This window comes from Pedobacter psychrodurus (genome assembly GCF_032678585.1).
In the GTDB taxonomy this organism is placed as follows: domain Bacteria; phylum Bacteroidota; class Bacteroidia; order Sphingobacteriales; family Sphingobacteriaceae; genus Pedobacter; species Pedobacter psychrodurus_A.
On sequence record NZ_JAVTSN010000033.1, the window covers coordinates 13747 to 29924 of the forward strand.

10 protein-coding genes are annotated in these 16178 nt (G+C 41.0%); 3 read left to right on the top strand and 7 right to left on the bottom strand.

The window, feature by feature from the left end; all coding sequences use genetic code 11:
* The first annotated feature begins 87 nt into the window (after positions 1–87).
* Positions 88–576 (top strand): cytidine deaminase, encoded by a 489-nt coding sequence (locus R2S57_RS19955; RefSeq protein ID WP_316846704.1) that lies wholly within the window; start codon positions 88–90, stop codon positions 574–576.
* A 157-nt stretch (positions 577–733) separates the two neighbouring features.
* On the opposite strand, the gene R2S57_RS19960 is transcribed toward R2S57_RS19955, so the two are convergent.
* Complete coding sequence (locus R2S57_RS19960) at positions 734–985, bottom strand: hypothetical protein (protein ID WP_316846705.1); 252 nt, start codon at positions 983–985, stop codon at positions 734–736.
* 64 nt (positions 986–1049) lie between these two features.
* On the opposite strand from R2S57_RS19960, the gene R2S57_RS19965 reads away from it, so the two are divergent.
* Together R2S57_RS19965 and R2S57_RS19970 are read left to right on the top strand one after the other, a co-directional pair.
* Positions 1050–2735 carry a PNGase F N-terminal domain-containing protein gene (locus R2S57_RS19965; protein WP_316846706.1) on the top strand — a complete coding sequence of 562 codons (1686 nt, stop codon included), beginning with the start codon at positions 1050–1052 and terminating at the stop codon, positions 2733–2735.
* A 382-nt stretch (positions 2736–3117) separates the two neighbouring features.
* On the top strand, positions 3118–6042 hold the full coding sequence (locus R2S57_RS19970; protein WP_316846707.1) for a DNA gyrase/topoisomerase IV subunit A: 2925 nt from the start codon (positions 3118–3120) through the stop codon (positions 6040–6042).
* Between the two features lie 294 nt (positions 6043–6336).
* Here the strand turns inward: R2S57_RS19970 and R2S57_RS19975 are convergent, their stop codons facing one another.
* From R2S57_RS19975 to R2S57_RS20000, 6 genes are all read right to left on the bottom strand, one after another.
* Positions 6337–9816: a collagen-like protein gene (locus R2S57_RS19975; protein ID WP_316846708.1), complete on the bottom strand. Its 3480-nt coding sequence runs from the start codon at positions 9814–9816 to the stop codon at positions 6337–6339.
* A 39-nt stretch (positions 9817–9855) separates the two neighbouring features.
* Positions 9856–10203, bottom strand: a complete 348-nt coding sequence (locus R2S57_RS19980; protein WP_316846709.1) for a hypothetical protein — start codon at positions 10201–10203, stop codon at positions 9856–9858.
* A 30-nt stretch (positions 10204–10233) separates the two neighbouring features.
* Positions 10234–11376, bottom strand: a complete 1143-nt coding sequence (gene porV, locus R2S57_RS19985; protein ID WP_316846710.1) for a type IX secretion system outer membrane channel protein PorV — start codon at positions 11374–11376, stop codon at positions 10234–10236.
* Between the two features lie 29 nt (positions 11377–11405).
* A complete protein-coding gene (locus tag R2S57_RS19990; RefSeq protein ID WP_316846711.1) occupies positions 11406–11897 on the bottom strand; it encodes a T9SS type A sorting domain-containing protein in 492 nt (163 codons plus the stop codon).
* 181 nt (positions 11898–12078) lie between these two features.
* A complete protein-coding gene (locus R2S57_RS19995; protein WP_316846712.1) occupies positions 12079–12726 on the bottom strand; it encodes a response regulator transcription factor in 648 nt (215 codons plus the stop codon).
* The gene (locus R2S57_RS20000) at positions 12719–15781 is read right to left on the bottom strand and encodes a two-component regulator propeller domain-containing protein (protein ID WP_316846713.1); all 3063 of its coding nucleotides are present in this window, start codon (positions 15779–15781) and stop codon (positions 12719–12721) included. Before R2S57_RS20000 ends, R2S57_RS19995 begins: the two co-directional genes overlap by 8 nt.
* Positions 15782–16178: the final 397 nt, after the last annotated feature.

The following is a 16178-nucleotide window of genomic DNA, read 5'->3' on the forward strand; positions in this document are numbered from 1 at the left end:
CAGCTTTTACTAAATAATACAAAAAATAACTTAAATTGTTCGCCCGCTATAAAAATTTAATATTGGCGGTTGTATAATTAGTTAAAAATGAATGTAATAAATCTAAATATATCTTTTGAACAATACGAAAGTATTACAGAATTAACATTGGCCGATCGAAGTCTTTGCGAAAGTGCAGAACAGGCTTTAAATACTTCTTATTCTCCTTATTCGAAGTTTAGGGTGGGTACGGCCATCCGACTTGCCTCGGGCGAAACCGTGCTGGGCAGCAATCAGGAGAACCTTGCTTATCCTTCAGGACTTTGTGCAGAGCGCGTTGCCCTTTTTAGCATTGGTGCGGCTTATCCAAATGCGGTTATAGAGAGTATGGCCATTACTGCTCAAACGGATAATTTTGAGATTCTAAAACCGATTACCTCTTGTGGAGGCTGTTTGCAGGTAATGGCAGAGTTCGAACGCAAACAAAAAACGCCAATTGAAGTGATTTTTTATTGCCTAAATGGCGAAGTGCTTAAAGTGCCGAGTGTAAAGAGTTTGTTGCCTTTTTCTTTTGTGGAGGATAGGTTGGAAAGGTAGTTTCAGTTGGGAGTTTGGAGTTGGGAGTTTGGGGTTCTGGGCGCAGCACCTCACCCTGACAAAGTTTGTGGATTAGGTTCGTTTTTGCAAGTTCCTCTCCTGTAGGAGAGGGAAACGGGGGATCGTGTTTTTAACCCAATAATTGAGTTGGGCGCTTTTAGTTTTCAGTTTGGAGTTTTGGGCGTGAGATCGATAGTTCTGAAATCGCAGTAAGCAGTTCTGAAGTCGCAGTAGATAGTTCTGAAGTTGCAGTAAGCAGTTCTGAAGTTGCAGTAAGCAGTTCTGAAGTCGCAGTAGATAGTTCTGAAGTCGCAGTAGGTAGTTCTGAACCCGCAGTAGATAGTTCTGAGCGTGCGTTCGATAATTCGGGTCTTTTCAATAAACTGTGGGTCATTGATTCGTATCCCATCTCAAAATTTTCTCGTATCCTTTATAGCCTCCTTCAACAATTGTATATTTGGTTTTTTAACCACATGAAGCATTTATACATTCTTACTTTCTCTGTTTTAATTTCTTTTGGTGCTTACGCCCAAACGGTACTTAAAAGTAGCTCAACTTATCAAATAACTTATTTCCGCTCTTCGGACGGTAAAGCGAAAGAAGACCGAAACGCTACGATTGTGCTGACTTCGGCAAATCAGAATTTGATCAGCAATGCCGCCATACTCGGTAACAAGGCGAAATACCCTTACGAACAAAGTATTGTGACGAAACCCGCAGGGATTTTATTTCAGGTTGCAGATTTAAGTGCGAATAACCAAATAGCTACGGCGGATAGTGCTGCGATTGCCAAACAGGTTTTTGAGCTGAGCAACGAAACCAAAGTGATTTTAGGTTATACCTGCAAAAAAGCCACAACGGTTGTCAATTCGAACCGCATCGATTTATGGTACACTACTGATGCCGGTATAAAAGCCGCGCCAACGAGTTTGGGGCAAAACCTCGGTCTGGTTTTAGAGCAGGTACGCAATGGGAACAGCTTTGTAACGGCTACAAAAATCGAAGAAGTTAAAAAACCGAAAGCAATCGACTTACAAAACATAAGCACGAGGCTAACTGATGGGTTAACCTATAAGGATCTGCTTTGGAAAAGCAGGTTTACCACCTTAAATATTTTCAACAACGAACAGATCAACTTTATTGATAAACCGCAATCGAACGATTCTATATTCCGTTTTGCCGGTGGAACGGTAATTGCCAGAAAGGTTAAATTCCCTGAATTGAAAGCTAAGCCCAATGTTTTTGTTGATTTAACCGAACAATCGAACGGCGACGCCTACGATAGAACGGGTTCGGTATTTATTATTCCTACAGATAAGCAGATCAGTTTGATGGATGCACTTAAAAACTCTGTTAAAGACCTGCCGGTTTACGACAACAGAAACGGCAAAAAATACCAGGGTGTAGTGGCCACGGCAAATTATAACCCTGTTATTGAACTGATGCGGTTTTTTACCCCTTTTGGCGTTGGGAAATACAATACATTAAAACTAAAGGATAAAAACTGGGCAGAGAAAGTTTATTACAGACAGGATGTATCAGAACTTTTTCCGTTGGTAAATGGAAAAGAAGTATGGGTAGCTGTTTTTATTGGTAATTACGATAAAGGTGGACATAAAGTGTCGTTAAATATTACACTACATAACGGTGGAAGAGAAAAGGAGGTTAAAGAAGTGATTTTACCTTTGTTTAACTCAACGAATGTAATGGAAATGGCGGGACAGGAATATGCCACGATGTTTAGCAGTGATAAGGGTCTGGAAGTTTCTTTTACTTTAACAAAAGATTTGAAAGACGCAAAACTACGTTACATTACCACCGGGCACGGTGGCTGGGGGAACGGCGATGAATTTGTGCCACGTAAAAATACCATCTGGCTGGATGATAAGGAAGCTTTTGCTTTTACGCCCTGGCGGCAGGATTGCGGCTCATACCGTTTATCAAACCCTGCTTCGGGCAACTTTGAAAGTGGTCTTTCATCATCTGATTTAAGCCGTTCGAACTGGTGTCCGGGTACGGTTACCAATCCGAATTGGATCAGTTTGGGCGATTTAAAAGCCGGATCGCATACCATAAAAGTAACCATCCCAATGGGGAAACCAGAAGGCAGCAGTTCGAGCGCCTGGAATGTTTCGGGTGTGTTGTTGGGGGTTGAATAGGGGGATATGGAGATCGTCATTGCGAAACCGATTTTTGATCGGGTGAAGCAATCTTTAAAGTAGGGATACGAAGGTAGGAAAGATTGCTTCGTCGTTCCTTCTCGCAATGACGCCCGATTTTTTATGCACCATGCAACCCTAAATAGCAGCACAACACTATCTTTCTAAACCGGATTGCAGGGGAGATCCTTTTTTGCTGCCTGAGCGTATGTTGTGGGCAAAAAAGATCGTACCGGAAAGCCGGAAGAAACATTAATAGCAATACGGAACTTGCTTTTCGAAACCCTTAAAAGCAAAATTTCTACTTCGAAATGTGAATAACCTCTCTTCATTCTATGCAATCATTTTTATTATATTTACGGCTTCCAATTTTTGTAAATAAATGAGTGAAGAATTAGATCAAAACGTAAACGAAGAGCACAAACATACCATAACCCCAATCAACGGTTTATACGAAAACTGGTTTCTCGATTATGCGTCTTATGTAATTCTCGATAGGGCAGTTCCACACATCAATGATGGATTAAAACCTGTTCAGCGACGCATTATGCACTCTTTGAAAGAGATGGATGATGGCCGTTTCAATAAGGCAGCCAATGTAATCGGTAACACCATGAAATATCACCCGCATGGTGATGCATCAATTGGTGATGCCATGGTGCAGATTGGGCAAAAGGATTTGTTGATCGATATGCAAGGTAACTGGGGTGATCCGGTTACTGGCGATAGTGCTGCGGCACCACGTTATATTGAAGCCCGTTTATCGAAATTTGCCAACGATGTAGTGTTTAATGCCGATACTACGGTATGGCAGCTAAGTTACGATGGACGTAACAATGAGCCGATTACTTTACCGGTTAAATTTCCGTTATTGCTGGCACAGGGTGCCGAAGGTATTGCCGTTGGTTTGGCTACCAAGGTAATGCCGCACAATTTTATCGAATTGCTAGAGGCGTCGATAGAGGTGTTAAAAAATGTCCGTCCCAATATTCTGCCTGATTTTTTTACAGGTGGTATGGCCGATTTCTCGAATTATAATGAGGGACAGCGTGGGGGTAAAATCCGCGTGCGTGCAAAAATTACCGAGAAGGACAAGAAGACTTTAGTAATTACCGAGGTTCCGTTTAGTACCACAACAGGTTCGGTTATCGATAGTATTTTATCGGCCAACGATAAAGGCAAAATCAAAATCAAAAAAATTGAAGACAATACCGCGGCCAATGTAGAGATTGTAGTGCACCTGGCACCGGGTATTTCGCCTGATGTGACCATTGATGCACTTTATGCTTTTACGGCCTGTGAAGTGTCTATTTCGCCAAATACCTGTATTATACAAGGGGATAAGCCACACTTTTTAAGTGTGAATGATATTCTAATTGAAAATACCAAACACACTAAAAACTTATTAAAATGGGAACTGGAAATCCGCTTGCACGAGCTGCAGGAGAAAATTTTCTTTAGTTCTTTACTTAAAATATTTATTCAGGAGGGGATGTACAAAAATCCTGAATATGAAAACTCGGTCAATTTTGATCAGGTTGTAGAGGTATTACATCTATTGTTTGATCCTTTTAAACCGTCGCTTTACCGCGAGATTTTACCTGAGGATTTCAAAAAGCTGATCGATAAGCCAATGAGTAGCATCACGCGTTTTGATGTGAAAAAGGCTGATGAGCAGATGAAAAACCTGGAAGATGAAATCAAGGTGGTTAAAAACCATTTAAAACACCTTACCGATTATGCGATTGCCTGGTACCAGAAATTATTGAGTAAATACGGAAAAGGAAGGGAACGTAAAACTGAAATCCGTTTATTCGATCGTGTAGAGGCTTCGAAAGTAGCACTGGCCAACGTGAAGCTTTACATGAACAAGGAGGATGGTTTTATTGGAACGGGATCGGGATTAAAGAAAGATGTGCATGTTGCCGATTGTTCGGACATTGATGAGGTAATTGTTTTCCGCGAAGATGGGAAATGTATCATCACCAAAGTAGCCGATAAAACCTTTGTGGGTAAGAATATCATACACGCACAGGTATTTAAGAAAAACGACGAGCGTACCATTTATAACATGGTTTATAAAGATGGTGCAAGTGGTACATCATACATTAAAAGATTTGCTGTTGTAGGCGTAACGCGTGATAAGGAATACGATTTAACCAAGGGATCGAAAGGATCGAAGGTGTTGTATTTTACAGCTAACCCTAACGGTGAAGCGGAGATTATAAATGTTGCGTTGAAACCACATTCTAAACTGCGTAAACTTCAGTTTGATCAGGATTTCGCAGAAGTGGCCATTAAAGGACGTGGTTCGCAGGGGAACATCATTTCGAAATATCCGGTTAAAAAGATTATTTTGAAAAGTAAAGGTGTTTCGACTTTATCGGGCCTTAAGATCTGGTATGATGATCTGCTAAAACGCTTAAATGTAGATGGCCGTGGAAAATACCTGGGCGAATTTGATGGTGATGACCGCATTTTACAGGTACATAAAGATGGTTTCTATGAGTTGAGCTCTTTCGAACTGAGCAACCACTTTGATGATGGATTGATTTTGATCCAGAAGTTTGACCCGGAAAGGGTTTTTGCTGCAGTGCATTTTGAGGGTAAGGCACAGAACTATTTTATCAAACGTTTTGCATTTGAGTTACAGGCTAATGGGAGGAAAACCATTTTTATCAGCGAAGAGCAGAAGTCGAAGTTGTTGTACCTGACTTCGAATCCGGGCGCGAAGATTATCGTTGATGTTTTAAAAGGTAAAACCCAGATTCCGGAGACCCTGGATTTATTACTGGCAGAGCTGATTGATGTTAAAGGATTAAAAGCAAACGGAAACCGCTTATCGCCACATGATGTACAGAAAGTAGTATTGGAAGAACCGGAGATAGAAGAGGTAGAGGAAACAGCTGTTGAAGAAATTGAAGATGGGGAAGAAATAGCAGATGAAGCGGTTAATGAGGACGAAACAGTAACCAACGATGATGCATTAGCGGAAACCGAGACGCCTGAAAAAGTTGCTGATAAACCTGCTGTGGAGCAGCCAAAGCCAAAATTCGAACGTGCGCCAGAACCAGCAGTTAAAGCCGATAAACCAACGGTAGACAAAAAAACAGTTGAAGTTGAAAAACCCGCAGCGGTAGAAAAGCCAGTGGCTGAAAAACCAAAGCCTGTGTCTGTTAAAAAGGAAGAGCCTAAAGCAGAAGATAAACCAGAAACAGAAGAAAAGCCAGCCAAAAAAGTAGATTTCGAAATCACCAATCCGGATGATATCGATATTGATGATAAAGGGCAATTGGGATTATTTTAGATCAACATATTATTGACAGATTTCAATAAAGAGTCGTCATTGCGAGGAGGAACGACGAAGCCTGCCTGCAGCAGGCAGGCTTCGTCGGCTGAAAAAGCCTTCTCGCTCCGATAGCTATTGGGTGTAACGCAGTCGAGAACCCGAAGGCTCAGCGAAGCTAAATCTGTCTCGAGATAGATCTCTCCCCGCCTGTACGGGCAGGCATTTCACTGCGTTTCGGTCGAGATGACGAATCAAAACGCAAAATGCACCTCAAAATCTGAGGTGCCTTTTTGCTTAAAAAAGAAAAGCGTATTATTTAATGCTTACCAGTACTTTAATTTTTCCAACTGTTGGCTGATCGAAGTCTTGTAGGGCTTTGCCTAAAACCTGTCCAACTTTAACTTTATTCAAATCTGCTTTCATGGCTACACCAATTGTTGATGAAGTTACGAGCATATCGCCTCTTTTAATGGCGCCACCTTCTAAACAAACTTTGGTTGGAATCACACCAATTACACCCATTGGTACTTTATCCAGTAATTCAGAGTCAATGTTTTCTTCGGTTAATAAAACACCAGGTTTGGTGGCATAAACGCCGGCTACTAAATTAGAATAAGCACCATTTGATTTTTCAACAGCTCTGTCTTTATCTACAGAGATAATCAATATATCACCTGGTTCAAAATCTTTTACTTCTCCGCTTACATCAAATGCTTCGGCAACATCGGCCCCACTGTTTTGTGTACCGCCGTTAAAATAACCACGGCCTGCCTTGTTCACCCTGGCTACATTTGTACCTGCACTTTGGCCGATAAAAATATTTCCTGATGCTCCTGTATGGTTGATTAATAATGCCGATCCGGTACCGGTAGTGGACACATGAACGGTAGGTTGGCCATTAGCGTTATTAAAATTAGCGAAGCGACCAGCTTTCCCTGCCCCAAAGTTAGGTGTCCAGCCGTAAACAGCGTTACCTGTTCCATCAACGGAAGCCTCGATACCATCGCCGTTTTTACCAGCGTTGGCGGTAATTCCGTTTCCGTTACCTTCAGTTAATGCAAGTAGTGCGGGTCCATTACCCCCGGCATTTGATGAATAAAATAAGCCTGCATAACCGCCGGTACCAGACGATACACCGTATATCCCTGCGGTGCCGAAATTGGCAAAAATAGAATTTACTTCACCCTTTACTGCAGGAGAGGTACCTTGCGTATTATCGACTTTAAAGTTACCCGCTGTCCCGTTTCCTACTGTTTTTACTGTTAAAGCATCGGACTCATTATCTGGATTGAAGTTTTCAAAACGGCCTGCTCTTCCTTCGCTGAATGTAGGTACCCAACCATATACGGCTGTGCCTTTTCCGTCTACATTGGCTTCTACGGCATTACCGTCTTTTCCTGCATTTGCTGTTACCGCGTTGCCATTGCCATCGGTTATAGCAACCAATGCTGCGCCATTACCTGCTGGGTTAGAGGCATAGAACAAACCTGCTCTACCTCCGGTGCCTGATGATACCCCAAAAATACCTGCTGCACCAAAATTACCGAATATGGTATTTACCTCTCCACGAACAGCAGAACCAACACTATTGGTGTTATCCAGTTTAAATGAAGCTGCGTTACCAAGCGTATTATCTGGAATATTACCATTGGTATTTGAGTTTACCTCGAAAGTATTTACATCTATATTTGCTGCGTTTGTGTTGTTGAAACGGCCTGCCAATCCTTTACTGCCATTATTTCCAACCTCACCCTGAACGCCCACACCTGTACCTGTAGTGCTTGTGGAAATGAAACCACGCACACCGAAACCTCCACCGTCATTGCGGCCAACAACAGCGCCAGCGATATCACTGGTGGTACGGCCAACAATCGCCTCACCCCCAGCATTATTATCGCCAAAAATACCTGCAGAACTTTGACTAGATGTAATTCCATGTATTGCTAAGCCGTCTCCACTTGTACTTCTTATGCCTTCACCACTCCCTGATGTTGAAGCATTGATCACGATTCCATTCCCTAGTGTATTAACACTTAATGCATTGTTTGCATTTGCATTGTTTGAAATGCCAATGTTGGCAGCAGGACCGTTGGTTGATGTAGCATTTAAACCTGTACCGCTGTTGCTATTGGCATATACGCCAAAACCAGTTCCACTAGAGTTTCCGTAAACGCCTAATCCGCTTGGTGTTACGCCGTAAACGCCCCAGCCACTTCCAGCCTGGCTACCCCATATACCGATACCTAAACCGCCTGTACCATTATTGATGCCACGAATTGCTGAAGAAAAACCACCTGGTGCAGTTGAACTTACAATACCCCTTACTGCGGCTACACTAGATGATGTTGTATTATTTATACCTTCAACTGAGGTTCCATCACCATCATTGGTAATCGAAAATAAGGTGGGAGCCGAATTTTCTGTAGCAGCAAAAGGAAGTGTTAACGAGCCTCCCGCATCTGTTCCTGGAGCCCAACTGGTTCCATTATATTTTAAAATCTGTCCATTTGTAGGCGCGGTTGCCGCAACGGCAATATTTTGCAAACCTTGTACAACTGGGTTAGGATAATTTCCGCTTAAATCGCCACCTGCAACACCAGTAAGTGCGCCCGCAGGTCCAACGGGGCCGATAGGTCCGGCAGGGCCAGTTGCACCTACAGGTCCTTGATTACCCGGAGCTCCAGCAGGACCAATAGGACCTACTGCTCCTGTTGCGCCAATTGGGCCGATTGGTCCAATCGCTCCGGTTGCTCCGGTTGCTCCAACTGGTCCGGTTGGTCCATCAGCACCTGTTAAACCAATTGGTCCGGTTGCACCAACAGGGCCGGCAACTCCTTGCGGACCAACAGGGCCTACTGCTCCGGTTGCACCAGTTAAACCGATTGGTCCAATTGCTCCGGTTGCACCAACAGGGCCGGCTACTCCTTGCGGACCAACAGGGCCTACTGCTCCAGTTGCACCTGTTAAACCGATAGGTCCGGTAGCTCCTGTTGCTCCTGTTGCGCCGACTACTCCTTGTGGGCCAATAGGGCCTACAGCTCCGGTTGCACCAGTTAAGCCGATAGGTCCGGTAGCGCCAGTTGCACCAACTAATCCTTGTGGACCGATTGGGCCAGTTGCACCTGTTAAACCGATAGGGCCAGTTGCACCAGTTGCGCCAACTAATCCTTGTGGACCAATAGGACCAACAGCTCCGGTTGCACCTGTTAAACCAATAGGGCCAGTTGCTCCGACAGGGCCAACTAATCCTTGTGGACCGATAGGGCCGGTAGCACCTGTTACACCGATAGGGCCGGTTGCACCTACAGGGCCAACTAATCCTTGAGGACCAATTGGTCCGTCTGCGCCAGTTGGTCCGGCGGGACCTGTTGCACCTGCAGGACCTGGATTACCAGTGGCTGCATATAAGGCAAAAGGTACACTCATTAATTGTGTTGCTCCTAAATCAGTAAAAGCTCCACCGCCAATGGCCAGTTCGACTTTTAAATATTGGTTTGCATTTTGCCATGGAACACCTGCCAAAGTTCCTGTTGAAGGTGTTCCTTTACCAATTTGTAAGGTAAAAAGGCCTAAAGTATTTGTAGTGAGGTCGTGGTTTTCCCGATATTGAACAGGGCCACTGGCACTTGTTCCAAGTATCGAGATCCTAACCTTTACATTTTGTTTAGCGAGTACAGTTCCATCGTTATTACGGGCAACTGCCTGGTAGTTGATCCCTGTTAATCCACTTTGGGCAGATACTTTTGCGAAAAAGATAAGGATAACCGCAATGATGAGCGTAAACTTTTTCATGTTAAATAATTTAAGGTGTAGAGGTATTAGATTAATATTTTACTGTTTGGTAGTACTTTCCTGTTGCATTGGCGGTAATTTTACCGCTGCTTTAGGCTCACTTTTATCTGGTTTGTATTCTGATGCCGAAGCTGTTTTTACATTGGCTACCGCTTTTCTGTTTGCTGCTGCAGGCAAAGCCCTTTGTGCGCTACCCTGGCTGTAGTTTTGAAATAATCTTTGCTTAGTAGGCGTAGAAACATCTTTTTTTGATGGTTCTGCTTTAGCTTTTAATTTTTCAATTTCTGTAGCTTTATTTGGGAACAAGGTGTTGATGGTAGATTTTTGGGCTTTTGCATTTGCGATACCAATAACGATCAGCATCAACAGAAAAAATAACTTTTTCATTTTTTATAGATTGTTTTTGAGGTTTAATATTTAATCAATGGCGTAGCTTAAGGTAAATTTAATCCCATTTCTAAGCACATAACGTCTTGCTGTGGGCGCAACGTAACTCATGTCGAACTGGAAAGGTTTTAACTTTAAACCAAGGCCAACTGAAACATGCTGTCTGTTGCCTTTATCAGGGTCTTCGTAAAAATATCCGGTACGTAGAAAAAATTGGTTCATGTATGCAAACTCCATCCCTCCGGCAATTGTAAATTCAGATATTTCTTCTCTAAAACCTCCTGGGGCATCAAAAAGCGAAGTAAATAAAGCACTGGGAACACTTCGGGTGGGATCCTTTCCCTTTTCAATTTCATTTGTTGTTATTCCGTTTGCATCCACCTTATATCTAGGTGGAGAAGGAACCATTAATTTGTTTACATCAACAAGAAAGGTGAGGCTGTTCGACTTGCTTTTCAATATGGTGTAACCTCCACCAATCCGGAGGTTCATGGGCAGAAATGATTCTCCAGCCGATGAAGAGGAGTATTTTAATTTAGTTCCGATATTGGTTAAACTTACGCCCCATGCATATCGAGAGGTGTTTAATGTCCTTTCAGAATAGATGCTAATGTCAGCCGAATAAGCATTAACCGGGTTTACCTGCAAGCCGTTAAATGTTCCATTGCCTAAATCGCTTCTAATGAAACGGCCAGTTAATGCAATGGCAAAGTTTTCTCCGAATTTTCTGGAATATGTTCCGTCAATAGCAAACTCGTTGGCATTGTATTGCTGTAGAAGTACCGCGTTTTCATCGCGGAAATTAATGTTTCCCTGATCAAAATACTTTAACGAAACACCAATTACTTCTTTGTCGTTTAATTTATGGTAAGCATTTAAATTACCAAGGTGGAGGTTTTTATCAATCTCCATCATCCAGGGCACATAAGAAACGCTTATACCTGTTTTGTTTGCAAATGAAAGTTTTGCGCCGTTAACAAAATTAGAATTTGCATCGCTGGTTAATCCAGTGCCTGCCTCGCCAACACCTGAGTTCCGTGCATCGGGACTAATTAATAAAAATGCAGCACCGGTTGTTACCGTACTATATTGATTTTGAAGCTGAGCCTTTGCGTAATTGACCGAACAAAGCAAAATCAGTACAGCAGATGCAGTTTTGATAAGCGTTTTCATGGAGCTATATTAGATGGTTAGCAATAAATTTATTGGATGACGAGTTTTTCAGAGAATGTGCGGTAGTTGACATAAAGTACCACATGGTACATCCCTGAAGCTAGTCCGTTTAATGGCATCACATATTCGATTTTTCCGGCCAAACTAGTTACCGAGCTCGAGTGTACAATCTGGCCAGCGTTGTTAACCAGATTGATGATCACCTTGCCATCGGTTAATAAATCGAAATCTATTTTTGTTTTTCCAACAGCAGGATTGGGATAAACCCGCATATTGCCAACTGCATTAGGAACAAAGTTAGAAGCGGTCGTTTCTGGTTGTTGGAAACCCTGTGTAAGCATAACACCAGCACTTTGTAGTGTTAGGGTAGCCACTTCGCCAACGGTAAACTGGATCAAGGTATTGCCTACCTGAGCACTTCCACCTGTACTGGCAACAACACTACGGGTAATTGCGGCCTGACCGTAAGACTTAATTAAGCACAGAAAACAAAATAAAGAGAGTAAAAGTACCTTTTTCATAGAGCGCAGGAAAGTTTGTTTAGTTATGGTTTATAGAATTAGCATTCTACAATTTCAGCCACAAATTTTCATCTCCAGGTAGATTTAAAAGAATGAGTGTTAATGGATGATCAATACAAAGTGACAGAAAGCATTCAATTATTTCAATACGCTTTTTACGGTATTTTTTTAATGAACAGAATTATTGTAATCCGAGAAATGCCTTGTTCTCCAGAGCATATTTAACCAGCAATGCGGTGTTGTTTAAATTGAGTTTATAAAAAATATTTTTGCGGTGTGTATCTACTGTTCTGGTACTTAAGAAAAGCAGATCGGCAATTTCTGCATTGGTATTTCCATCAATAATAAGGCTAACAATTTCAAGTTCGCGGGAGGAAAGGATGTGTTTATTCTTTTTGTCAGGGTGTTTATGGCTGCATAAAAACTCTTCCAGGATATTTTCCAGGCCATCTGAAACATAATATTCGCCCTGATAAACATAATTAATGGCCTTAAATAGGTTTTTGTCGTCGGTGTCTTTAAAAAGGTATCCTTTAGCGCCAGCTTCAAGCATATTCAGTACATTTCTTTTATCATTAAGCATGGTGAGCACGATTACCTTAATTTCAGGATAATCTGCTTTGATAATTCCAAGCGTTTGATAGCCGTTTAATATCGGCATGTTGATATCGAGCAGAATTACATCCGGCCTTTCAATTTTAATGAGATCAATTACCTCAATACCATTATTGGCCACTGCAATTACCTTAAAATCGCTTCTTGCGCCTAAAATGAGCTTTAGCCCATTAATGAGTACATTATGATCATCTGCAATTAGTAGCTTAATCATTGGTTTTTGGTTTTAAAATCCTATTTAAGTTAATGGTTATGGTAACAGCAACGCCTCTCCCAATTGCGGTATCAATAACGAGTTCTCCCTTTATAGCCTTAGTGTGTGCTTCAATATTGAACAGGCCATAACCTCTTTTTATCGTGTGAAAATCATATCCCTGGCCGTCATCTTCATAAAGGAAAATCAGTCTTTCGTTGCGGTTGATGATGACGATATAAATATTCTTTGCAGAAGCATGTTTAATGGTATTGTTAATCAGTTCCTGGCAGATCCTGTAAATGGCATATTCTGGGGTGCTTTTGAGTGCAACAGTTAAGCCCGAATGATCGAAATGAATATTGATGATGCCCAATTTGTTGATGCTATCGATGAGATCTTCCATTGCTGTAACCAGGCCATTTTCGTCGAGCGTTTTAGGGCTTAAATTAATCAAAGTATTTCTGAGCAGATTTACCGATGAATCGATGTATGCTGTCGATAATTTCCGCAATTCGCCGCCATCTATCATTTTATTAATGTCGCCCGCTAATAGATAGTGTTTTAAGGAAGATAACTTTAATCCCAGTTCATCATGCAGATCATCAGCTATTCTTTTCCGGTCAGCTTTTTGGAAATTGATCATCTGGCGCAATTGTACTACCTGAAGGTGTTTAACCCATCTAAGATAAATAAAGAGGGCCAGGAGTGAAATAATGATCAAACTAACAATACATACGGCTATAAACCATGTCTTTTGCCAGAAAGGTGCACTGATCAATATAGATAAACTGGTTTTTTCATTGCTATATACATCCGTAATCACAAGTTTAAACTTCCCCGATGGCATATTGGGAAACCGGATGCTATTGCTGCCGAAAACACTTACTTTTTTGTTGTCATAGCCGATCATTTGATAAACTATTTTTCGTTGCATGGGATTAATGAAATCCATTGTACTGAAAGCAACTGTAATGGTGTTTTCATCGTGCTGGAGTTTTAAGCTCTGCGTAGTAATTGGATTACCCAAGCCTTGATGGATTTGATCATTAATTAAAATGTCTGTAATCTGAGGTTTTGAACGGCTGGTATAAACATTCGATTTTGTAGGGTCTATTACATTAATTCCATTGATCCCACCGAATGCCAATAAACCATTTTTAAGTGATACTGCTGCATTAGGATTAAAAACCATACTCTGTAACCCATCGCTAATGGTGTAACGGGTTTGATTGCCATTTTTTGTGTTGTAGTAGTATAAACCATTATTGGTTGCTACCCAGAGGTTTTTATTTTGATCAGCTAAAGCACTGCTGCAGTTTAGATCTATCAATGCCGATTTTTCTATCGTATTTGTGGTCGAATTGAGTTTTAAAAGTCCCGAAGTTGTAGCCAGATAGATGGTATTATCAATTGTAGTACTGCCATTTATACCATAGGGTGATCTTGTAATTTCTTTAATTAAAATAAATTTTCCGGCGGTTAACCGTGCATGGTAAATGGATGTATAATAGGTTTGGATGATGGCTTGATTGGCACCCGTAAGAATTATCCTTTGTATATTGGGCCACGATACCGCATGGTTAATGCCCTGATCCATTTCGAAATAAAGTTCGTTTTTAGATCTGATCATCACCTTGGCAATTCCATATTCGGTGGCGGCAAATAAATCGGTTCCTATTTTCAAGATTTGATTGATCTGAACTTTTCCGTTTAACTTTTCTGAAAACTTTATTTTTAATGAATTGAATTTTTGCGTTTGCCCGTCATAAATAAAAAAGAGACCGTTGTAAAGCCCGGTTAAAATATTGCCATTATCTAATTCTACGAGTTGGGAAATACCCAGGTTTAAAAACTCATGTTTTACGGGTTTTCTTAAATCCGAATGATAGATAAGCAATCCACTGTTTTTTGTTCCGCACCACAATTGGCCATTTTTAGGCTTTAAAATAACACTAACATCATTTTCAAAATTTGTAGAAACATCATCCTTATCGAGGTATCTGGAGAAAATTACTTTATTTAAGTTGGTGTAATCGAGTCCATAGCCGTTAATGCCCAAAAACAGGTTTTGCTTTTGATCAATGTAAATTTTTCTGATATAATTGCTTGACAGGCTAAATGAATTATCGGATTGGTGGTTATATTCGGCAAAAAACTTCTTTGTTTCCAGATCGAACAAAAGTAAACCGTTACTTCTGGTACCTATAACAAGCCAGGGTTTGCTGGGGTATTTTGCTATGGCTGTTACAGATAGGCTTTTACTCGTTTTACAGCTATTAAAACACTCATGCTGCTTGGTTTTAATGTTCAGTTTTATTAATCCCTTATCACTGGCAAGCCAAAGCAAACTGTCTGACGCAAAATATACATCTTCGATATGGCTGTTCAGTTTTTCATTTGCACTGTTCATGAAAAACTCCTGCACATGCTGTTCCTTAACATCATCGGCCTTGTTGATATAAATGCCTTTTACACCTCTGCTGATAAACCAATCTAGCTTATTGTAAAATGGAACAGGACTAAAATGATATCCATTGGAATAGGTTGTTATATATTTTGTAGTACTGTCTTTACTGTTGTATTTATAAACGTTGCCAGCCAAATACACCCAAAGGTCTTCTTGTTTATCTATATAAAAAGGGAATGAATAGTAATTATCGGTTAATTTGATTCCCTTTCTGAAATGATAAGGGCTAAAATTGTTTTGTGCCCGCTTATACTTTACCAGGTTGCTTTGCGAACCGATAATTAAATCGCCATTTCTATCTTCGATAATATTAGTGATGTAATTGCCCGGAAAAGTATCTGAGTTGGTTTTATTTTTGTAGGTGATGCAGGTTTTTCCGTCGAAGCGGTTTAGCCCATTTTCGGTACCAATCCATAAAAAACCATCTTTATCTGTATGTAATGCCCGTATTGTTGGGTCGCTTAAACCGTCTTCGAGTGTGAGGTGCTTAAATAATAAGGAGGGAGCACTTTGTGCGGAAGCTGACTGACATAGAAAAATAAAATAAAAAATACCACATAGCTTTTTTAGCAAACAAGATCCAAGAAAGCGGTTAACAGAGAGCATGGGATATTAAATGGGATGATTTAAGAATTTAAATATATATAAAATATATATTTTGTCAGTTTATATTCGTTGATTATAAGTGAATTGTGAGCGTGGCTGGCGTAAACAGACTGTAAAATGCTGTTAAAATAAAAAAGTATATATTTGCCATGCTCAAAGGGGTGCTTTTTGATTCTGCAATTTCTGTTGCTTTCAATTTGCTGAGATTATACCCATTTAGAGAGGTTTAAGCCAAAAGGTTTAAGGTATAGGGTTCGGCCTTACACCCCAAACCTCATACCTTATGCCTCCTAATGAACCTGATGCGGGTAATGCCGACGTAGGAAGAGGTTAGATTTACCATACTGTTTCGCCCTGAAAACAGTCTTTAATTATTTTTTACCGGCTGCAAGGCAAA

Excerpts from the sequence above, each read along its gene's own strand:
- porV (WP_316846710.1), bottom strand. The coding sequence starts at position 11,376 with ATGAAAACGCTTATCAAAACTGCATCTGCTGTACTGATTTTGCTTTGT.
- R2S57_RS19965 (WP_316846706.1), top strand. The coding sequence starts at position 1,050 with ATGAAGCATTTATACATTCTTACTTTCTCTGTTTTAATTTCTTTTGGT.
- R2S57_RS19995 (WP_316846712.1), bottom strand. The coding sequence starts at position 12,726 with ATGATTAAGCTACTAATTGCAGATGATCATAATGTACTCATTAATGGG.
- R2S57_RS19960 (WP_316846705.1), bottom strand. The coding sequence starts at position 985 with ATGGGATACGAATCAATGACCCACAGTTTATTGAAAAGACCCGAATTA.
- R2S57_RS19980 (WP_316846709.1), bottom strand. The coding sequence starts at position 10,203 with ATGAAAAAGTTATTTTTTCTGTTGATGCTGATCGTTATTGGTATCGCA.
- R2S57_RS19990 (WP_316846711.1), bottom strand. The coding sequence starts at position 11,897 with ATGAAAAAGGTACTTTTACTCTCTTTATTTTGTTTTCTGTGCTTAATT.
- R2S57_RS19975 (WP_316846708.1), bottom strand. The coding sequence starts at position 9,816 with ATGAAAAAGTTTACGCTCATCATTGCGGTTATCCTTATCTTTTTCGCA.
- R2S57_RS19955 (WP_316846704.1), top strand. The coding sequence starts at position 88 with ATGAATGTAATAAATCTAAATATATCTTTTGAACAATACGAAAGTATT.
- R2S57_RS19970 (WP_316846707.1), top strand. The coding sequence starts at position 3,118 with ATGAGTGAAGAATTAGATCAAAACGTAAACGAAGAGCACAAACATACC.
- R2S57_RS20000 (WP_316846713.1), bottom strand. The coding sequence starts at position 15,781 with ATGCTCTCTGTTAACCGCTTTCTTGGATCTTGTTTGCTAAAAAAGCTA.